The 19497-nt window shown below is 60.6% G+C and carries 17 protein-coding genes; 7 read left to right on the top strand and 10 right to left on the bottom strand.

All coding sequences use genetic code 11. The annotated features are described in order from the left end of the window. Positions 1–43 precede the first annotated feature (43 nt). The 4 genes from HZS54_RS07000 to HZS54_RS06990 all read right to left on the bottom strand — a co-directional run bounded on the left by HZS54_RS07000 (position 44) and on the right by HZS54_RS06990 (position 1790). Positions 44–472, bottom strand: coding sequence for a type II toxin-antitoxin system VapC family toxin (locus HZS54_RS07000; RefSeq protein ID WP_179921333.1), 429 nt, complete (start codon positions 470–472; stop codon positions 44–46). Next, complete coding sequence (locus tag HZS54_RS06995; protein WP_179921331.1) at positions 472–714, bottom strand: AbrB/MazE/SpoVT family DNA-binding domain-containing protein; 243 nt, start codon at positions 712–714, stop codon at positions 472–474. Before HZS54_RS06995 ends, HZS54_RS07000 begins: the two co-directional genes overlap by 1 nt. A 129-nt stretch (positions 715–843) precedes the next feature. After that, entirely contained in the window at positions 844–1272 is a 429-nt protein-coding gene (locus HZS54_RS26775) for a toxin-antitoxin system TumE family protein (RefSeq protein ID WP_484496840.1), read from the bottom strand. Further along, positions 1269–1790, bottom strand: a complete 522-nt coding sequence (locus HZS54_RS06990; RefSeq protein WP_179921329.1) for a DUF7342 family protein — start codon at positions 1788–1790, stop codon at positions 1269–1271. The genes HZS54_RS26775 and HZS54_RS06990 overlap by 4 nt, the downstream gene beginning before the upstream one ends. A gap of 540 nt (positions 1791–2330) precedes the next feature. Between HZS54_RS06990 and HZS54_RS06985 the strand changes: the two genes are divergently transcribed. The 3 genes from HZS54_RS06985 (at position 2331) to HZS54_RS06975 (ending at position 4960) form a co-directional block, all read left to right on the top strand. After that, positions 2331–2996 (top strand): helix-turn-helix domain-containing protein, encoded by a 666-nt coding sequence (locus HZS54_RS06985; RefSeq protein WP_179921327.1) that lies wholly within the window; start codon positions 2331–2333, stop codon positions 2994–2996. Between the two features lie 2 nt (positions 2997–2998). Beyond that, positions 2999–3697: a nucleotidyltransferase family protein gene (locus tag HZS54_RS06980; protein ID WP_179921325.1), complete on the top strand. Its 699-nt coding sequence runs from the start codon at positions 2999–3001 to the stop codon at positions 3695–3697. A gap of 615 nt (positions 3698–4312) precedes the next feature. Further along, positions 4313–4960, top strand: a complete 648-nt coding sequence (locus tag HZS54_RS06975) for a DNA-binding protein (RefSeq protein WP_246391824.1) — start codon at positions 4313–4315, stop codon at positions 4958–4960. A gap of 253 nt (positions 4961–5213) precedes the next feature. Here HZS54_RS06975 and HZS54_RS06970 read toward each other — a convergent pair whose 3' ends face one another. Beyond that, positions 5214–5792 carry a DUF8170 family protein gene (locus HZS54_RS06970; RefSeq protein WP_179921321.1) on the bottom strand — a complete coding sequence of 193 codons (579 nt, stop codon included), beginning with the start codon at positions 5790–5792 and terminating at the stop codon, positions 5214–5216. A 121-nt stretch (positions 5793–5913) separates the two neighbouring features. Between HZS54_RS06970 and HZS54_RS06965 the strand changes: the two genes are divergently transcribed. The 3 genes from HZS54_RS06965 (at position 5914) to HZS54_RS06955 (ending at position 8148) form a co-directional block, all read left to right on the top strand. Then, entirely contained in the window at positions 5914–6324 is a 411-nt protein-coding gene (locus HZS54_RS06965; protein ID WP_179921319.1) for a helix-turn-helix transcriptional regulator, read from the top strand. A 149-nt stretch (positions 6325–6473) separates the two neighbouring features. Continuing rightward, positions 6474–7112, top strand: coding sequence for a DUF6735 family protein (locus HZS54_RS06960; protein ID WP_179922960.1), 639 nt, complete (start codon positions 6474–6476; stop codon positions 7110–7112). Between the two features lie 97 nt (positions 7113–7209). Continuing rightward, positions 7210–8148 (top strand): transcription initiation factor IIB, encoded by a 939-nt coding sequence (locus tag HZS54_RS06955; protein ID WP_179921317.1) that lies wholly within the window; start codon positions 7210–7212, stop codon positions 8146–8148. A 521-nt stretch (positions 8149–8669) separates the two neighbouring features. Here the strand turns inward: HZS54_RS06955 and HZS54_RS06950 are convergent. Next, positions 8670–13898: a right-handed parallel beta-helix repeat-containing protein gene (locus HZS54_RS06950; protein WP_179921315.1), complete on the bottom strand. Its 5229-nt coding sequence runs from the start codon at positions 13896–13898 to the stop codon at positions 8670–8672. Positions 13899–14313: 415 nt separating this feature from the next. Between HZS54_RS06950 and HZS54_RS06945 the strand changes: the two genes are divergently transcribed. Next, positions 14314–14739, top strand: a complete 426-nt coding sequence (locus tag HZS54_RS06945) for an SWIM zinc finger family protein (protein ID WP_179921313.1) — start codon at positions 14314–14316, stop codon at positions 14737–14739. A gap of 190 nt (positions 14740–14929) precedes the next feature. Here the strand turns inward: HZS54_RS06945 and HZS54_RS06940 are convergent, their stop codons facing one another. The 4 genes from HZS54_RS06940 to HZS54_RS06925 form a co-directional block, all read right to left on the bottom strand. Continuing rightward, a complete protein-coding gene (locus HZS54_RS06940; RefSeq protein WP_179921311.1) occupies positions 14930–16186 on the bottom strand; it encodes an RNA-guided endonuclease InsQ/TnpB family protein in 1257 nt (418 codons plus the stop codon). Between the two features lie 166 nt (positions 16187–16352). Then, positions 16353–16613: a hypothetical protein gene (locus HZS54_RS06935; protein ID WP_179921309.1), complete on the bottom strand. Its 261-nt coding sequence runs from the start codon at positions 16611–16613 to the stop codon at positions 16353–16355. 291 nt (positions 16614–16904) lie between these two features. Further along, positions 16905–17936 carry a threonine ammonia-lyase gene (locus tag HZS54_RS06930; RefSeq protein ID WP_179921307.1) on the bottom strand — a complete coding sequence of 344 codons (1032 nt, stop codon included), beginning with the start codon at positions 17934–17936 and terminating at the stop codon, positions 16905–16907. Positions 17937–18218: 282 nt separating this feature from the next. Next, on the bottom strand, positions 18219–19316 hold the full coding sequence (locus HZS54_RS06925; RefSeq protein ID WP_179921305.1) for an outer membrane protein assembly factor BamB family protein: 1098 nt from the start codon (positions 19314–19316) through the stop codon (positions 18219–18221). Positions 19317–19497: the final 181 nt, after the last annotated feature.

Raw genomic sequence — 19497 nt, 5'->3', positions numbered from 1 at the left:
ATCGGGAGCAGAAACCAGTCGGATGTCGATACTCGGAAACGATTCAGTTGAAGGGACTGGTTGCCGTCTCGAGACGCGTGACATCGTCAATCTCGTCGAAGTCATCATCAAACGAGTAGAGATACTCGATATTCTCGCGCTGCATGTAGGCGACGAGCGTCGCGTCAACAAACGAAAGTCCAGAATACCGCCGATAGAGTGCCTGCGCGGCGTTGAAGTCAGACTGCGGAGCATGTACCACTTCGAAGTGGGCACCCTCGATGAGGCGGTCCAGCATCTCGTTGCCCGTCTCCGGCCCGAGCCTCTCGCCAGTGAGGTTCAACACCTCGGCGACAATGTAGTTTGTTACGATAGTCTCGGGGAGGTCTCCGTGGTCAACCGCCCGGACGATTTCCCGACCACGGTCGTGGTACTCGTCGCGGGCACTGGCGCTGGCGAACAGGACATTCGTGTCGAGGAGAGCGACCGCCATCACTCAGCACCGAACTCGTCTTCGACCTCGACGGCGTTCGTCTCGCCAGCGTCCACGGGTTCGAAATCGTCAAAGACCCCCTCTCGCTGGTGGAGTACCTCGACTGCCAGATCCCCACTTTCGTCGACGGTCCAGCGGAGTTTGTCACCCGCACCGATGTCGAGGTCCCGACGGATGTTCGCGGGGATTGTGACCATTCCCCTGTCGCTGACCTTCGTTTCCTCGGTCTCTTCGGTCGCCATACCTGGCCGTAGACGACCGCTATTTAAACATGTTACTCTACATGTGGTGATGGGAGGGAGAGCGGAAGCCCATACCGCTCCATCGGGTATGTGCAGTGGCACGGCTTCACGATCCACTCACTGGTCTTCTCAGACCCGTTCGATACGTCGATCGAGGGCCTCGAACACAACCGAGTAGATTTCCAGTGGATGTGCCGGCAGTGAGAGGTCTTCGACCGTATTCTCGTCGGGTGGTCGGTGGAAGTGTATTCGCGAGTTGTGTGTATTGGGGTGTCGATCCCATCGGCACTTCCACCGGGTCTCGTCGGTATGCGTCTCGATATATTGAATCGAAAAATCGCCGCTCGTGAACCACCTGATATCGAGCCGAGCGTGCTCGACGAACGGGGGATATTGGTTTGACTCCAGTTCGGCCCGGAGTATGCGAAGGTCATGTGGGCCGGGTTCGAAACTCGTCAGGGAGACAAACGGGTCATCGGCAAGATGGCCCTCAAGGAGACGGAGCGTTTGTCGGTCAGGCGGACCCGTCGATCCCGACGGACCGGTCGGTGGCGTCATGCCGGGATGAGGTGCCCGTCGTTGCGTGCGATCTGGTGGGCAAGCGCGTACAGGCGAATATCGCGGACGACACGCTGCCAGTCAGAGAGCGCGTCCATCCGCTCGTGGACCGCTTCGTGGTCCGCTCCTTCGAACGCCGAGACGGTCGCCGGATCGTCCGCGTCGAATCGTTCCTCGTACGCCTGCTGTTCGGCTTCGAGTTCGTCCACTCGTTCGAGAATCGCTTCGATAGGGAGTTCTCGGGCGATACGACTCGCCTCCTGCCACTCGAAGTACGCCTCGTTGCGTGCGTACCGTGCGGGCTGGGTGTCGGTGTCTGCACGGGCGATCCCCATCCCGGCGAGCCGGTCGAGATGCTTCTTCGCTGCATTCGGCGAACAGTCCGCGATGTCAGCGATTTCGGCTGACGACGTGAGTGTCGTCGTCCCGACCAACACGTCGTAGACCCGTCCAAACGTGTCCGTCTCGTCGCCCCATCGCCGATCCTCGGGTGTCGGCGCCGGGTCGAATCTGTCCATAGGATTACTAAGAGAGTGTGAGCAATATAATTTTCGAGCGCGCAGATATTTTTGAATTTGAGTTCGGGAACGTGCGATGACAGCCCCAACATCCTTGCTCTAAATCAGGCCCACCGCACTCGACAGCACGCGGTGAAAGCCCTCGCCGCGCTCGCGGTCGCTGACCGGGATATCCGCGCTCAGACACCCGGACCGCACTCGCGCGGATAGTGGCCCACTCAGGCGACTGCACAAGCGCGAGCACGTCTCGCCCTTTCAGTCCACCAGGAAGGTGGCTGGGTTCTCGGTCGTGGCTGTCGGTTGGTCAGGTGATTCGTCTCGGCCCGTCCCGCTCGCCGCTACGCCCGGAGCGTCGCTCGTGCCCCGAGCCTCACCTCGCTGGCGCTCGGTGAGACGGCGAGCGGTGCTGGTCGTTCGGTCCTCGATAGCGCGCTCTCGCTCGCGTCAGGTACGCTCGCCAAGGAACTGGCTAAATTCAGCCAGCAGACCCACACGAAGAGTAATTCTTTTGTCTGTTGCATAGAATTGTGTAACCATAGGATGTACGAAGTGTGCGGTGAGAAGGAACTCAAAGTTTTCCTCGCGGTCGATTCAGGAGATTCTATCTCCGGCGTCGCGCGGAAGATCGATGAGAACCGGGAGACGATTCGGCGCGTCGTGAATCGCCTCGAAGAGGCGGGATACGTCGTGTACGATGACGGCCTCCAGCTCGTCGACCAGACAATCCGAGACGCCGGTCTGGAGGTCCTGACGGCGGCAGCAGACATCTCGCTGCCGTCGATCTCGGAAGCGTACGTCCTCCCCCAGTTCGCGGGTATGGAGTATGCATTCACTGGCATCGATGCGGTCTACGTCTGGACCCGCGGTGGCTATCAGGTCGCTCGCGACCCAGAGGACTATCCGCTGTTCATCGCCGTCCACGAATCCGAGCTCGACGCCTGGACGGAGTTCTTCGATCGGTTCGGAATCCCGACTTCGGAAGAGCGCCAGCTCACTGAAGATCTCGATAGCGCCATTCAGATCGTTCTGGAACCACGATCGCAGATCACTGCCGAGATGGTCGACGGGCGGCCCGTCATCCCACTTCAAGAAACTGTAGCGTTCGCAAACGAGTACTACGCAACCTTCGAGTCGGCACTCGACATACTCGGACGGATGTACGACGATGTCGACACTGACGCGAGCTACCGCATGGAGCCAGCGTGAATATGAGTCAAGAAGACCGAAGCGAGGCGCTCATCGAAGTGCTCGAAGAACTGGAACAGTCAGATATTGGGTTCGTTCTGGTTGGTGGGTACGCGATCAGCCAGTTCGAGACGCGGTTCTCGACCGATCTTGACCTCGTCATCGCTCCAGACGACTACGACGAAGTCGTTGCGTTTCTTGAAGCGCACGGCTTCGAACGACAGACCGATCTCGAAGTTCCCCCAGAAGAGACCATCTATAATCGTGAAATCGAACTCTTCGAGCGTACTGAAGGGGTTCCGCATCCGGTCGGTGTAGACATCCTCGTGAACGGCCTCGGCTGCCGCCAGACCGAAGCAGAGTGGTCGTTCGACTATCTGCGTAGACACAGTTCTGCGACGACGATTTCAGGCGGGACTCGGTCGACGACCGCACGAGCAGCTGAGGGGGAAGTGCTCGTTGCGGCCAAGCTCCATAGTGGTCGAAAAACGGATCTCGCTGATGTCCTCGCTGCGATTCCGTCGGTCGACCTCGGAATGGTCGAGACGCATCTGCATCGTGGCGATGTTAACGCCCTCCGTCAACAGCTCAGTGAGGCACAAGCGTTCATCGAAGAGGGTGGACTCGATCACCGATTCAAGAGTATGTTCGGCCAATCATCAGCCTCGGCCGAGGATATCGAGGTGCTTCTCGAGTTTCTCAAGCGGCAACAGGAGAAATAGCGCTCACTGCGACAGCAACAGCGACGGGATCTGTGAGTAGCCGTCGTCAAAGTTGAGCTAGAGGAGCAAATAGACAGGGGGCTTCGATATGGCCCGCCCCGCTCGCCGCTACCGCCCGGAGCGTCGCTCGCGCTCGTATCGCAAGCCAGCACTTCACCCGCTTCGGTCCCGGACTTCCGGAGGCTTCCGGGACGCGCCGCCCCGCGACGGACGCCGTTGCGTCGCGGGCGAACCGGGGAATGTGCTGGCCGCTCGCTCCGGGCGGGTCGGCGCGCGGTGCTGGTTGGTTTTCTTCGATAGCGCGCGCTCGTCGCGCCCGGAGGGCGCGAGCGAAGGCGCGAACGAGCGCGCGCAGATGAGTCTCGTCGGACGTGTCGTCGGAAAACCGCGATGTAGCAGCATCGCGGTGGCGGCGCGTGAGCGCCTTCAGTGGTACCCGGATAGATACCAATGTCTAGTAGAACTCGATTCGATAATGAAGTTTCGGGCGATGAACGCGCAGTCGAACGAGAGGTCGAGACGGCGGATGGAGAGCGGCCGGAGCTGCGGGCGTCGGTCGAACAGGAGATACAGGGGAAGGTCGACACGAACCATCCGGATGGACGACTGGCCGGGATGACGCTGGAGGCCGAGGAGCGATTCCACGCGAGGGAGGACGAGATTCGCCGGACGCGACAGCGGTGGGACAGGCGGGGGTCCTCGGATCGTGAAGAGCGAACGCGAGAGGTGGTGAGCGGACGGACGCGCTATGCGACGGAGGAGCCACCTGAAGATCCCCGTGAACAGTTGAGCCGGGAGCAACTGGCAGACGTGAACAGACACGCGGGGCGGATCGTCGAGGCGCTCGAGGGGCGCTCCAGGGCGGCGACGGCGTGGCGGCTGGCCAAAGAGGTACTGTCGGGCGTGGACATGCTCGAAGCGGTGCTGGCGGTGCGTGAGGAGCTACAGGCGACGCCGGGGATCGTCGTGCCGATCGCGGCGGTCGGTGAGGTGCCGCGGTCGGCGGTGGACATCGAGGGTGAAGTGGTGCAGTTGTGGGAGCCGAGCAACACGAAGATTCAGTCGGTGGGACTCATCGAGGACGAGTCGGGGCGGACGAAGTTCACCATCTGGAAGCGTAGCGGCCAGCCGTGGGTGAGCGAGGGCGAGTGCGTGCGGCTACGGAACGTCGAAAAGAGCTGGTATCAGGGGCGCGTCTCGGTGGCTGTGACGGGCTGGTCGGAAATCGAGTTCCCCGAGAAAGACCGGTGGTGGACCGAGTAGGGCGCGAGCTCTCTCGTTTTATTTTGCCGGACCGACCCGACCCCGCCTCCCCACCCACCGCTCCGTGCTCGCTCTCCGCCGGTCGCTGCGCGCGCAGCCACGACCTCCAGCAACGGTTACTCACTTTCCTTGTCGGACAGCCGCGCCGTTCACGGCATGGAGGATGCTATCCTAAGCGGTGGTTCGCCTATTCGCGCTACTCTAAACTTGGATTGGGACAGTTCTAGCTTGCAAGCTCACTCCGAGAACAGCCTCACGAGAGGGGCTCAGCACACTCGATGAGGTCGTCTTCAATCGTCCACTGGCAGAGGCGTCCAGCATCGTCAAGCATCTCGAAGATCGCGGTTTGCATTCCGCTGTAAGGGGTATCGATATCGACGCTCGTGTCGATTTCGTCCGTGTCTAACGAAGCATACTCGCGCTTGAACACATGCGTCTTCGCGAAATACTTCTCAAGGGCTGTGAAGTAGCCTTGTTCAATAAGGAAGCCACCTTGAGAGTGTTCAGCGACACCTACGATGACATCGGCGTAGTCAGCGAGTAGCCGGAATTTGAAGTAGGTGTTTGTCCATTCACTTCGGATATCGACCATCAGAAACGCGTACGTGCCGTGTTGGCGGTTGAGGCGGTCTTTTACGAGCTGGAGACGGCGTATTTCGGGCACTCCATAGCTACCGAGAACGAAGTACGACTTCTCTGCCGAGAATATCGGTGTGAGCTCTGCAACACTCTGCTTGAGCGCTTCGTACTCTTCCGGCGTGAGCGAGGCCCCGTGGAGATATTCGTCAGCCTTCTCGGCGAGTTCATCGACCGTAACCGGACTCTCACTCATCTGAGCGGACGTTCTCCGGCGTAATGCTTTAATGCGTCGACTGTATCGCCTGCCACATCACATTAGACCGATTCGTATTTGCACGAAACGCTTTTGAACGCACCACTCGAACAACGAGGTGATGAGTACACCTGACCATCCACCAAACGACCTGGAGTCCGTGCGCGACCGGCTCAACGTCGTCACCCAGGAGACGCGGTTCTCGCTCCTTCAAGACATCTTGGGTCATCCGTCGGAGCTGCCGACGTTGAAGGAACTCGACTACGTCAACCCCAGCAAGAGTCAGACAACGATTCGCCAGCATCTCCAGCAGCTCGTCGACACCGGTATCGTCGAAGAAGTTCGCTTACCGGAGGACCGCCGGCAAAACGATCTGCCGTACAAGTTCTATGGGATCAGTGCGAGCGGTCGGCAGTTCCTCGAAGAACACAAGCTCCTCCGGGCACAGGACACGCTTCGAGAGATCTACGCCCAAGTGGAGAAGACCGACGACATCAATAGATACGAGACTGCACCGCGTCCGGAACGGTAACCTCTCTCCGGAAGCACTGTGCTGTCACATGCTCGTGATCGACTTTTGTAGCGAAAGTATCGGGTCGGGCAGTCTCTCTGGAAAAAGATACCGCTCGTGTGTTTTTTCGCCCCTGACGGGTGCGGGGCGAACTCAGTCCCGCAGATCAAATGGGACACAGAGCACTCATTGCCTACGAACGACCCGATAGCACCTACAACTGCCACTACTCGCACTGGGGCGCGATGCATCTCCGCCTGAAGAACGACATCGCGAAGGAAACACCGTTCGGCCGCGAGAGGCCGGACGAACGGTTGCAGTCGCTGTTCGAGGAATTGTGCGAGGCCGAAACGGATAGTGATCTCGACGCGCTCCTCAACGGCGTTGAATATCCCAACCAGCCTGTGGATGTCGACCCATGGGATATCGGCTGCACGCTCGAATCGATCATCGCCGACCGACTCGATTTCTTGCATCACGAAGCGTTCTACGTCGTCGATAGTGATTTCCAAGTGACCGCCTATCGGACGCACTGGTTCGGCCTCCAGTACGATTCTGCGCTGGTCGACGAATCACCGACGATCGGCAACGGTGCGCTACGGACGGTTCGATGGTACGACGGCGAGCCCGTGGGCGATGGGTTCGCCCAGGGCGAGTTTCGAGCGCTGAAGGACATCACGGGTGAGTTGATCGATCAGGGAGTGTTGACTCGCATGGAGGCTCCCGTCTACCTCGAACGGAAGCTTGACGAGTGGGTCGGTGAAGATCAGGAACTCATCGTTCGTACCGTTGCCTTCGTCGACAGGTAGGCACAAACCGTCTTCCCCTCTGGCGGGCTTGCGCGACGTGATTTTATCGCCCCCTGAGGGGTGCGGGGGGTACAGACGTGCCTCGCGCTGAGCATCGATGGCAACGAGAGACATCTACGCGGACGGCTTCGACGAATCGAGCGGCAAGACGATCACTGCGACGGAGTGCCCCGAGTGCGACGGCGACCTTCGAACGGAGGGCGGCGAGATCAGCTGCACGGACTGTGGCCTGATCGTCAACGAGTATCACCTCGACCACGCGGCGACGCCGCTCGATTTTCCGGACAGACCGGATCGTGAACGGACCGGTGCGCCGTTGACGGCAGCCAGACACGACCGGGGGCTGTCGACCGAGATCGGGTTTCGCGTCGACGGGAAGGGCAATCAGCTCTCCAGTGAGAAACGGAAACACCTGGGCCGACTGCGGCGCGAGCACACGCGGGCGAAGTGGCAATCGAAAGCAGAACGGAATCTCGGTCACGGCTGTACGGAGATCGCCCGCCTCGTCTCCGCGCTCGATCTCGACCGGAGTGTTCGCGAGCAAGCGAGTGCGCTGTTCCGAACGGCTCAAAACGAGGACCTGCTACGCGGTCGGTCGATCGAAGGATTCGCGGCGGCGTGTGTGTATGCGGTCTGTCGCTGTACGGAGGTGGTGCGAACGTTGGGTGAGGTGGTAGAGACGGCGCGGTGTTCGAAGTCAGCGGTGACGAACGCCTATCGAGTGCTGAACGCGGAACTCGATCTGCCGGCACCGCCCCAGCGACCGCGTGAGTTCGTCGCCGGGCAGGTGTCGGCGGTCGGCGTTCCACCCGAAATCGAACGGTCGGCCGTCGAGATCGCTGAGGCGGCGTGGGAAGACGGGGTGAGTGTCGGCGTCCACCCCGCGGGGTTCGCAGCGGCCTGCGTGGAAGTCGCCTGTCACAACGGGGGAGTCGAATTCGTGCAAGGAGACCTCGCCGAGGCGGCGGGCGTGAGCGCGGTGACCGTTCGGACGCACCGCGACACGATCGAGGGTCGGCGGGAGGCCGAGCGATGATCCGCTCGTGGCTTAGTGGACACTCAGGGGGCAGAGCGGACGATGCATACGCGAATGTCGCCACTGTGGCGAGACAGCTCGTCAAGACAAGACACCCTGCCGAACGTGTGGTCGAACAGGGGTCGCTACCTACGAGATCGAGTAGTTCCTGACGGTAGTTTTCCAGCGGATTCGGGGTGGATCTCGCGCCTCGGGGAAGATGATTATCCAGAGAATCGCGATCTGAAGTATCGTACTTCGAAGTTTGATACTCCAAAGTATCTTTTTTAGCGTTTGCTCGATGCGCTCAGAAGCGTAGATCCGGTCTAATTCTTATGTAACAACCGGCGATTCGAGGGGAGTCAGTTGTTACATAAGGTACAGTGGAACAATATCTCGCGCGAGATTCTATCGATGCCACCAAGGATGGAGCACTCGCGACAGAGTGATCTGGAAGACAGCATGCATCCACTCAGCCAACTCGATTTTCCGGGTGGGCCAGTCCGCTCAGACGTTTGAGCGGACGGTGACCCGGTCCCGCCTCAAAGTGGGGTGCTGACGAGGTCCACTAGTCTCGAGACGGCGGTCGTGAGAGCCACCCTCGGCTCTCTCGAAACATCTGACGTTTCGGCCGGCGATGATGTCGCCGCCTCAGTCTGGGAGACAGTGGGTGTTTCCGTCGAGATGTCAGTCGGTGCCTCCGTCGGGGTATCAGTCGCTGCTTCTGTGGGCGTGTCGGCGGGAGCTTCCGTCGGCGTCCCGGTCGGTGTCGCCGTGGCGGTCTCGGTTGGGGTCGTCGGCGTCGAAGTTGCGGTCGCCGTCTCCGTCAGCGTTGCTGTTCCCGCAGGCGTCTCCGTCGTGGTCGACGTTTCCGTCACAGTCGGCGCTTCTGTCGTGGTAGGCGTCTCCGTTGGGGTCGGGGTCGAAGTCTCCGTCGGTGTCGGAATGGGTGTCGCAGTCGGCGTGTCCGCAGGCTCCTCAATGCTTTCGAACGCGAAAGTCAGGTTCCACTGGCCGTCGACGGGAACGCTTCGGCCGTTGTCGGTCTCCGCACTCGCCGTGTAGTTGCCCGTCTCGAGTTCGGTCCCCGGAATCGTCGCCGTCGACTCCGGTTCGATGGTCAGTATCGTCACGATACCGGACTCGTTCGCGACGGTCATCGTCACCGACTCGTCGTTGGGGTTCTCCGCGGTGACGTTGTCGTCGACCGTCAGCGCGAGCGAGTCGAGATCGGGCGGGAGCGAGAACTGCCACTCCGTCTCGTCGTTGACCGGGACGACTCCACCGTCGGCAGTCGCCGCAGTCAGCGTGTACGTTCCGGATTCGAGGCCGGTGATCGATTCGTTCGCACCCGCCGCGAGCTGGAGCGACTGGACGACCCCGGATTCGTTCGTGACGTTCACCGTGAGCGGGCTATCGGTCGGATTCTCGGCCCAGACGATCCGATTTCCGACGGTGGCAGTGACGACGGGCTCCGCCTCGGTCGAGACGTTGACCGGTGCGTAGATCCCGTCTTCCATGATCGTCGTCTCGATCACGCCCGGCGTCGGGCCGGTCTGGTTCGTGACCGTCGTCCACTCGGTCCCGTCGTAGCGCCACAGTTCGACAGTGTCGGTGTCGGGAGCGTCGTATCCGAGTCGCAGTTGGAGGTCACCGTCGAGACTACGCACGTCCAGTCCCGAACCGAGCGCGCTGGCGCTCTCCGGGAGCCCCGGGAGATCCGCTTGCGGGACCCGGTCGAGCGCGACCGATTCGTCCTCGAACGTCGTGTTGGCGGACGGGACCACCCGGAGCGCGGTCGCGGTAGCACTCCCGTTGGTCGCGTCGACCGCGAGGCCGCCGTTGTCGCTGACGGTGACATTCCGGACGGTCGCGGTCGCGTTCACCAGGATCCCGACCCCGCCGTTGTCCGAGACGGTCACGTCTTCGAGCGTCGCACCGAGATCACCGTCGATCTGGACGCCCGGCCCACCGTTGTCGGTCACGCTGGTGCTGGCTATCCGAACGGCGCCGGCCGTACCGGAGCGGACGCCGGCGTCATCGTTCCCGGAGACAGTGCTGTTCGCGACGGTTGCGCTACCACCGAAGCTCGTGACGACACCGTCCTGGCTGTTGTCTCGAACGACGGACCGTTCGAGAGTGAGATTCGTGTCTTCTCTCAACCGCACGCCCCAGTCGTTCGCTTCGATGGTCGCGTTTTCGACCGTGACGAGTCTCGCCTCGTCTCCCCGGAGGCCGTCTCCGTTCTCGACCAGTGTGACGTTTCGCACCGTCGCAGTCCGGCCCAGGAGCGTGACGCCCACGTTGTTGTTCCGGAAGGCCGAGTTCTCGATCGTCACGTTCGCGTCTCGGTCGAACGCTTCGAGGCCTGACAGGAGGCCAGTGTTCCAGCCGTTCGCTCGCACGTTGCGGATCGTGACGTTGTCGAGTGGCGATTCGGCGGCGTCGGAGCCCGCGCCGGAGACGAGGATGGCGGCGTTCGCCACACCGGCTATGGGTTCTGTCTCTGACGGCGGGCCCTCCCCTTCGATCGCGTAGCCGTTACCGTCGATCGTTACGTCCTCGGACTGGACCCAGAGACAGGAGCCTTCGTCCGTTCCCTGGAGGTCCGCAGTCAGTTCGTACTGACCGGGCCGAGTGACGTTCCGACAGGTGTCGATCTCCAAATCGGGGCCTGTCGCCTCGACTGTCACGGTGAGGGTCGCAGTACCGTTCAGGAGCACATCCCGCGTGTCGCTCTCGGCGGTCAGCGTGTAGGTACCCGGGGTGAGCGGCTCGGTCACCGTCTCATTACCCGCGACCTCGATCGTCCGGTTGTCGACGTCTTCGGCCGTGGCGGTAACTGTGGCGGCGGTCTCACTCGGGTTCTCGAGCGTGAGGACCTGGTCGTCGACGGAGACGTTCAGATCGATCGGTTCCTCCTCGTCGGGTTCGTCGATGGTGACCTCGTATGCGGATTCACCCTCGACGAGCACCTCGCGGCCGTCGCTCTCGCCGGTCAGGGTGTAGTTGCCCGGTTCGAACTCCTCGGTGACGCTCTCGTTGGCTGCGACCTCGATCGTCCGGTTGTCGATAGCCTCGGCGGACGCCACGACGGTGGCATTCGTCTCGCTCGGGTTCTCGATCGAGACGTTCTGGCCCTCGACAGTGACGTTCAGACCGATGGGAGCGAGTTCCGCGACGGTGAACTCGTAGGTGGGCTGGCCATCAAGGAGTACGTCGCGGTCGTCGCTCTCGCCGGTCAGGGTGTAATTCCCGGGTTCGAACTCCTCGGTGACGCTTTCGTTGGCCGCGACCTCGATCGTCCGGTTTTCGATATCCGCGCCGGAGGCAGTGACCGTGACGCTCGTCTCACTCGGATTTTCGACGGTGACGTTCCGGTCGTCGACGGTGACGTTCAGGTCAACCGGTTCGGCTTGGGCGATCGTGAACTCGTAGGTGGACTGACCGTCGAAGAGTACGTCGCGGTCGTCGCTCTCGCCGGTCAGGGTGTAGTTGCCCGGATCGAGTGTCAGCGTCTCGGTCGCGTTCGCGGCGAGTTCGATCACCTGTTCGTCGCCGTCGGTCGCCGTGACCGTAACCGAGACGTTAGCCGGGTTCTCGAGCGTGAGGGTCTGCCCGTCGACGCTCACGTCGAGGTCGGCCGCGTCGGGTTCCGGCTCGGGCTCGGGTTCGGGGGGTTCGACTGTGATCTCGACCTCGGACTCACCGTTGACCGGGACCGACCGCCCGTCGGTCGTCTCAGCGGTGAGCGTGTAGGTTCCGGGGTCGAGTCGCTGTGCGACTGACCAGTCGCGAGGCACCTCGAACGTGACACGCTGGCCGTCGTCACCGGTCGCCGTCACGACCACGCGCTGGTCGTTCGGGTTCTCGACGGCCACGGTCCGGTCGTCGACGGTCGCCGTGAGACTCCGCAGTTCGTCGCCGACCGCGAGCGTGAGTTCGGACCGTCCGGCGAGTTCCACGGTTCGTCCGTCGTCGGTCTCGGCCGTGAGCGTGTACGTCCCGGGGTCGAGTTCGACCGTCGTCGACTCGCCCGGCGAGAGTGTGAGCGTCTGGAGGTCGTCCGCCTCGCTGGTCACCGTGACGGTGACCGCGACATCGTTGGGGTTGGCGAGGAAGAGCGTCTCGTCGTCGGCCGAAGCGAACAGGCTCCGGAGCCGGTCCGGCTCGTCTTCGTCGGCCTGGGGCTCGGGGTCTTCGGCGACGCCCTTCGCGTAGACGTAGATCGTCACCTCCTGCGTGATATCGATCTCCGTCACCGTCTGGACCGTCTCTGCGGCCGCCCGTTCGGTCGAGGTCTGTAGCTGTTCGATACTGACGGTCTGGGTCTGCGTGAGCGCCAGCGCCCCCTCACTGGCACCGCGGGCCGCTGCCTGTATCTGGACGACCGTCGCGTTCTGTGACTGAGAGAGCGCGCCGCTGGCCGCGCTGTCGGCGATGACCTGAATCTGGACGATGTTGATCTGCTGGATCTGGATGACCGTCCCGGACGCTGCACCCGCGGCGGCGGCCTGAATCTGCTGGACGCTCGTCACCTGATACTGGACGGCGCTCCTGACTGCACCTGCGGCCGAACCGAACGCCGCCTGTTGGACCTGGACAACCGACACTGACTGGACCTGCGTGACCGTCCCGCTGGCGGCCCCGAGCGCCGCGGCCTGGATCTGGACGACGGTCGCACTCTGACTCACCGAGAGCGCGCCCTCGGCCGCGCCCAGCGACGCCTGCTGTATCTGGATCACCGTCGCGTTCTGGCTCTGTGCCAGCGCGCCCTTGCAGGCACCGCGGGCGGCCGCCTGGATCTGCGCGATCGCGACACCCTGAGCCTGGGCGAGCGCTCCCTGTGCCGCGCCCATGGCCGATTCCTGGACCTTCTTGGGATTCGCGCCGCTCGTACTGTCGGCGCCACCGCCGGCCGCACCGAACGCGGCCGCCTGTACCTGCGTGACGTTCACCGACTGGCGTTGCTCGAGCGACCCGTACGCGCCGCCCTGGGCCGCCTCCTGGATCTGCGTGACGTTCACCCGCTGGGTTTGCGTAGTGTTCTGCGGTCCGTCTTCAGTCTCGGCGGGGGCGTCGGCGTACGCCGCTCCCGCCGCGGCACCGACCGCGGCGAACTGGATCTGCGTGACGTTCGCGCGTTGAGACTGTGCGACTACCCCGTGGGCCGCCCCGTAGGCGGCCGCCTGGCGTTGGACGACAGTCGCCGACTGCGACAGCGCGCCGGCGGCACTCCCGTAGACACCGGCCTGGAGTTGCGTGACGTTCGCTCGCTGGGTCTGGATCAGCGCGCCGTGGGCCGCGCCTTCTGTCGCCGCCTGGATCTGCTCGGCAGACGCGTTCTGGAACTGCGCGGCCGCACGGAGCGAGCTGTTGACGGTCGCGTTGAGCGTCGTCTGTGTGACGTTGACGCCCTGTTGCTGGGCGAGTCGCGCGCCGGCGCGCGCACCCTCCCTCGCGGCCTCACGCTGGCTCTCGTTCAGCGACTCGTTTACCGCGACGTCTGTCTCCGGTGTCACGCTCGCGAGCGCTTCTAACTCGTCACTGAGTTCGTCGTACGGGACTTCGTTTACCTCCTGTATCGACGCTGGGCTTGCGGAGAGTCCCGTTTCCTGTGACGAGTGTGTCGAGAGTTCGTCCGGTGTCGTTTCGGCTGGCGGCTGATCCGGCACGGATTCGGACTGTGTGACGGCTCCCGCAGCGACCGACGGCGCGAACACGCTACAGACCATCAGGACGACGAGCCCGAGCGGTACCGTCTTGTTCATCGGATCCTCCGTCGGCAGCAGTCGAGTCGGTCGCTCTGTCTCGAATCCGGGGACGTAGTGGCGTGTACAGTCATTGGTTGCGGCTCCAGCAGCGAGAGGTGTCGCTGTGTCTGATAGACGACGGTATACGAACTCCGTGAATAAACCCCTAAGACCGTCAATGGTGGGTGTATGCCCGTAAGTTCAAGTTACGCTCGTGACGAGGGACTCGGCCGCGACAGGCGTGCCTTACCCGTTAGGCAGCTGTTAGATCTAATTCTATCTACTCCCCCCTGGGCACGGACGACAACAGCGTCGAGAGTCGGCACCGCTCTGACGGTTCGGTCAGCGAGAGGTACTACTCGGGCCACCGCACGAGATTCTATCGGCGCCACCAGGGGTGGAGCGCTCTCGATAGGGTGCTCTGGAAACCAGAATGCATCCGCTCAGCCAACTCGAGTTTACGAGTCCCGTCGCCAAGCGAGCCCAGTACGAAGCCTTCGAATTCACGCTCGTCTCCGGGGCCGTCCAGATCCGGAACGGTAGTCACGAACACCCGAGCGAGCACGAGTATCTCGTCCGCATCGACGACGGTGTCCCGGCTTCGTGTACCTGTCTAGCCGACGAGCACTACGAGGGCGCGTGCAAGCACCGCGTCGCAGTTGCTATTCGAAGACCGCTCGTCGATGCGATCGCGACCAAAACAGACCCCAAAGTAGTCGCTCCAGACGGTGGCCGGATCGATACCCAAGCCGATTCGGGCGAGAGTGGGTCAGTTCCCGACAGGGAATGCAGCGAATGTCTCGATGACTTCCCCTGCTGGGAGTGCGTTCGAACCGGCAAGAAACCCATTCCTGAGTAGATGGTAACTATCCACCTCTATCTGTAGTTATTTGGCATATATCTCCAGTTACCCTGTATTAATTGGTTAATCGACTAATTTCAACCACACCTAGGAAGATATTTATCCCGATGGTATGCGGGTAGAACTACTGTCGTTCGCCCATCGTCGCTCTCCTGAGAGCATCGATGTATCGAGTGACAACTTTGAGCTACCCACCCGTGAACGGGTGGGATTCAGCGTGGACTCCCGCTCTGGCCTCAGTTAAGGCAGGAGGTTCATACTCTCCGTTCACGTTCAACGTCCCGCTGTTCAAGCGCACGCCCAAGGGTGCGCCTCCATCGCCACCAGTTTGGTTCCGACGGAGATACCGCAGACCAATGTTCTTCGCGGCATTGTAATCAGCGTGGTTCTGATAGCCGCATTTCAGACACTCAAACGATTCACTCTCACGGTTGTCTGGATGGGTGAATCCACAGTGTGAACACCGACGCGACGTGTTCTCCGGGGCAACCTGTTCTACGTCGATGCCGTACTCTGCGGCTTTGTACTCAACGTAGTCATACAGTCGGTTGAACGCCCACTTGTGTCCCCACGACGCACCAGTGCGTTCACGAATGTCAGCCAAGTCCTCGAATGCGATCACCGGACACTCGTGATCACGAGCTTCTGCCACGAGTTCGTTGCTGATGCGGTGGAGTGTCATCTTGAACCGACCGTCTTCTTTGCGACCGACAGACTGGACGTTCTCGTGCGCCCACCGTGTCCCGTGTTCCTGCAAGTCACCACGGCGTTGCTCGTATTCACGACGCCAGTGATCGAACTCATCACCTGTCCAGAACGTGCCAGTTGAGGCAACTGCGAGATTGTTCACGCCGAGGTCAACCCCGAGAACCGTTCCGTTCTCGGTGGTCGCCTGTTCCAGCGTGTCGGATTGCACGTCCATTTTGCAGTGGATGTGAAGCATCCAGTTACCGTTCGTGTAGTGCAGTTCTGCACCTGTTGTCTCGTACTCGTCGGAAAAGAGGTATTCCGCGTGGGGCGTGTCACTGTCCTCGTCTGGCAGTACGTAGTCGGCTTCGATCCGACCGCCCGTGGTCGCAAGACTCACGTAGTCATCATGAAACGTCGCCGTGCGGTGGTCGTAGACGACATGTGGACTGGTGAAGTAGGGTTTCGATGCCTTCTTGCCTTGTTTCCACTTGGCGACGACGCTTTTGCAGGCTTCGGCAGCCTTGTTTCGAGCGGCTTGTACCAGTCCACCGTTGAAGCCGTCCGTGGCTTCTCGCACGTCGTCGTAGGTTTCGTCGTCCAGCGTGGTTTTGCTGGTAGTGACGTATTCGCCCTCGAAAGCGTGGTCTACGACGTACTGCGCCGACCAGAGAAATGTGTCTACGGTGTCTTCGAGGAGTGTGGCGTCGTCACTGTCCACATCGAGTGTAACCGAGACAGTACGCCGCACTTCCATATGTTATATGTAGGGGTATTGGTTCAAATACGTTGGGGGGGTGGTCGAGTGTTTGTCGGAGGAGGAGCACTAGCTTACGGATTCATTCAACCCCTGAAGGGGTTGGTTTTCTCCTGCTATTCTATAAAACAACCTATGAAAGTGGAAAGGTGACACTCACAGGGACTCAGTCAATTGCATTCTGAACCCGTTTCGAAAGTCCATCTGGATTAAATGCAACGTATAATGTGAAACCGGTGGTTGTTATGGTTGCTCCCAGTAATCCTGAGATCGCGACTGAAATATCCCACGAGAACCACCAAGCAGCAGCCATTCCGATTGTGGATATAGCGAAGCCAATCGCAAGCCCACCTATCAATGCCCAGAGTGCAAGTGTCAGTTTCTCGATCTCGGACCGGTTGGACGAATCGCGCCAGCTCCCTGCCATCAAACTATCCCATAGAAGTACGTTTCTAACATTAGCTGGTCTCTGCCTTCATGCTACCACACGGTGGAACTTTGGTATCGGTGATGGTGGCTTAATCACGGTTTCTACTCAGTATTACCGATTGTGCAAACCAGTTTGGTATGAATGCGATACAGTTCCTTCAATGCAGTAGCCGCTTATTCACAGTTGAAACCAATAAACATTGACGGTAGCTCGGTTAACATTCGTAAGAAATAGTTATGAACTAAAACACATTCAAGGAGAAGCCAACAGCTGTAGTCATCGAAGAAGTCACAGGTGATTCGTGTTCCCAACAATCGACCGTAGGGTTGCAGGTGAGATATTCCGTCCAGAGATAGGGAACACAACCGTTTGACCGCGCAGTTCTTCTTGGCGCTGTCGCATCGCTGCGAGGCTTGCTGCACACGCCCCCTCTGCGGGAATCCGCTCTTCTGTAAATAGGTCTCGAACACCCTCCTTGATCGCGTGCTCGCTCACGAGATCAAATTCGGGGAGTTGGTTTCGGAGCACATTCATCGTCAATGCGAACGGGACTCGTGTCGCAATTCCTTCTGCAGAGGTTTCCATCTGCTCGTGAGAGGCGAGATGTCCTTCAGTCCAGGCGCGGTGCATCGCTGGCGCAGCCTCCGATTGTGCGCCGATCACGGTTGCTTCTGTGAGGGTTCCGACTGTAAGACAGTAGCCAGCTGCACTCGATCCGCCGCCGACCGGGCAAAACAGATAGTCGATATCAGGGAGGTCCTCGACGATCTCAAGTCCAGCGGTGCCAACACCGGAAACGAGTGCCGGCTCATTCGCCGAGTGGACGTACCGGTAGCCCTCATCTGCAGCTAGCTCCTCGGCGTGCTCACGGGCGTCATCGAATGCATCCCCGTGGAACCGAACTGCTGCACCGAGCCGCTCCATTTCTGTTACTTTCGAGGGATTCGCATCTTCAGGGACAACGATTGTTACTGGGATATCGAACATGCGACCGGCGTACGCGATGGATTGACCGTGATTTCCAGTGCTGGCAGAGATCAGTCCAGGGTCGTGGAATCCATCATCCAGTTGAGAGACTAGGTTAATGCCGCCACGAACTTTGAATGCGCCCGTTGGAAGGATATCTTCCCGCTTGAGATACACATCAGCACCGAATTCAGCGGACAGGAATTCGCTTCGAACAAGCGGTGTCTGGGAGAGGTACCGACTGACAACTTGGTGTGCGTGGTAGACATCCGCTGTAGTCGGCGGTGTGAGATCGTGATACGGGAAGATGGTGGTTTCGTCTGGGGATTCGACCGGGTGATACGGGGCGGTCATACGCGTAAACTGCTATTCAGCTACCGACCGCAAAAGCGGTGGGTTTCGTCTCGCACAGTCTACAGACCCAACTTTTGCCAAGGTAGTTTTCTGAGAACGTCGCAATGGCCGGAGTCGCTTCCGGGCCGCGGACCGCTGGGTGGGCCTTACTCTGTAGCAGCAATGGCCCTCGTGTTTACTCCGCCGATCTGGAAGAGAGTGTCTTATGAAACATCTCTCCTTAACTGGATCCCAATTGCCACATAAGATCGGTTAAAACGATGAAGACGATGTCTCCTACTTTCAGGGATACTGGAACGCAAACCCCCGAAACTCCAAGCCTGCTGTCGCTATTACAAGACGCTCTTTGATAACGTCCCCTGCAGTGACTGACTCATCAATGCTCTTGGTAAACCGCGTCTCACCACTGTCAGGCAATAGTAGACCAACTGTCCCGGTTTCGGTGCCGGTCCAGAGACCATCGTCGCCACGAACCAACACATTAATCTCGCCGTCAAGCTGTGTCCGCCAAGTCTGTGACCCGTCGGTGGTATCGATGGCGTAAACCGCGTTGTCCGCGGCACCGACGTAGAGCATGCCCGATTCGTATTGGTATCGACGTGGTCTATCGAACGGTTCGAAGCGCCACTGCTTGGTCCCATCGGGGGCGAACGCAGCCACCCCATCTTTTGTCGGGACGTAGACTCCGTTTTCGTCTGCGAACATGCGCTTCCCGCGGTACGGGGTGAGTGATACGTTATCCCACTGGAGGTCATTGACGCCGAGCCGCCACGCTCGGGTCCCATCCGTGAGCGAATACGCCTCGATCCGGTTCACCGTCCGCAGGTAGAGGCGGTCATCGTGAACGGCAGTCGCCGTCACTGGATTACCGCCAGCAGTCTCGACCGACCAAACACACGATCCGTCGGTGTTGAGGACATACAGATACGTTGGGTCGAACTCCGAATCGCCGACAGAACCGACTTGCCGACCGTTCGACTGACCGGCACCGACTACGACCCGGTCGCGGTCCGGGAAAACAAGAGGTGCTGTCGTCAGTCCCGTCTCCCCCTCAAACGTCCATTGGGTGGACCCGTCCGAGCGCGCCAAGGCATGCAACGTCCCATTCCGTCCGGCCGCGTAGACAGTCGTCGCTGATATCGCAGGGAGCCTCCCGATCCAGGCGGTATATGTGGTCCAGACACGCTCGCCGGTAGATGGCGACACCGCCCCGATACCGTTTTCACCACCGACGACGACCATCTCGTCGTCCGGGGCAGTCTGGACGACAAACACTTGCCCGATGAACTCTGCGGTCCAGTCCTGACGGAGCCCCGTAGGTCGTGGCCAAGATGGGGTCCCTGTCTGTGTCTCATCGGTGTTCGTCCCCTGTGGGGTCATCGTTCTCAGCCTCTCTGTGTCTGATTTCTCTGTGACTGATTGCTCCGTAACCGGTCGTTCCGTGGCCGTTCCCTCCGTAGTCCGTTCTTCGCTATCCGTATTCGCAGGACTGTCAGCCCCCATTCGAAGACAACCGGTAGTCGCCGATCCCACCACGATACCGACGAATCCCCGTCGTGTC

Source organism: Halosimplex pelagicum (assembly GCF_013415905.1).
In the GTDB taxonomy this organism is placed as follows: domain Archaea; phylum Halobacteriota; class Halobacteria; order Halobacteriales; family Haloarculaceae; genus Halosimplex; species Halosimplex pelagicum.
The sequence above is the reverse complement of the archived record's forward strand: the minus strand, read 5'-3'. Positions and strand labels throughout refer to the sequence as shown.

Bases quoted from the DNA above. Each gene is read 5' to 3' on its own strand.
- HZS54_RS07000 (WP_179921333.1), bottom strand. From the start codon at position 472: ATGGCGGTCGCTCTCCTCGACACGAATGTCCTGTTCGCCAGCGCCAGT.
- HZS54_RS06995 (WP_179921331.1), bottom strand. From the start codon at position 714: ATGGCGACCGAAGAGACCGAGGAAACGAAGGTCAGCGACAGGGGAATG.
- HZS54_RS26775 (WP_484496840.1), bottom strand. From the start codon at position 1,272: ATGACGCCACCGACCGGTCCGTCGGGATCGACGGGTCCGCCTGACCGA.
- HZS54_RS06990 (WP_179921329.1), bottom strand. From the start codon at position 1,790: ATGGACAGATTCGACCCGGCGCCGACACCCGAGGATCGGCGATGGGGC.
- HZS54_RS06985 (WP_179921327.1), top strand. From the start codon at position 2,331: ATGTACGAAGTGTGCGGTGAGAAGGAACTCAAAGTTTTCCTCGCGGTC.
- HZS54_RS06980 (WP_179921325.1), top strand. From the start codon at position 2,999: ATGAGTCAAGAAGACCGAAGCGAGGCGCTCATCGAAGTGCTCGAAGAA.
- HZS54_RS06975 (WP_246391824.1), top strand. From the start codon at position 4,313: ATGACGCTGGAGGCCGAGGAGCGATTCCACGCGAGGGAGGACGAGATT.
- HZS54_RS06970 (WP_179921321.1), bottom strand. From the start codon at position 5,792: ATGAGTGAGAGTCCGGTTACGGTCGATGAACTCGCCGAGAAGGCTGAC.
- HZS54_RS06965 (WP_179921319.1), top strand. From the start codon at position 5,914: ATGAGTACACCTGACCATCCACCAAACGACCTGGAGTCCGTGCGCGAC.
- HZS54_RS06960 (WP_179922960.1), top strand. From the start codon at position 6,474: ATGGGACACAGAGCACTCATTGCCTACGAACGACCCGATAGCACCTAC.
- HZS54_RS06955 (WP_179921317.1), top strand. From the start codon at position 7,210: ATGGCAACGAGAGACATCTACGCGGACGGCTTCGACGAATCGAGCGGC.
- HZS54_RS06950 (WP_179921315.1), bottom strand. From the start codon at position 13,898: ATGAACAAGACGGTACCGCTCGGGCTCGTCGTCCTGATGGTCTGTAGC.
- HZS54_RS06945 (WP_179921313.1), top strand. From the start codon at position 14,314: ATGCATCCGCTCAGCCAACTCGAGTTTACGAGTCCCGTCGCCAAGCGA.
- HZS54_RS06940 (WP_179921311.1), bottom strand. From the start codon at position 16,186: ATGGAAGTGCGGCGTACTGTCTCGGTTACACTCGATGTGGACAGTGAC.
- HZS54_RS06935 (WP_179921309.1), bottom strand. From the start codon at position 16,613: ATGGCAGGGAGCTGGCGCGATTCGTCCAACCGGTCCGAGATCGAGAAA.
- HZS54_RS06930 (WP_179921307.1), bottom strand. From the start codon at position 17,936: ATGACCGCCCCGTATCACCCGGTCGAATCCCCAGACGAAACCACCATC.
- HZS54_RS06925 (WP_179921305.1), bottom strand. From the start codon at position 19,316: ATGACCCCACAGGGGACGAACACCGATGAGACACAGACAGGGACCCCA.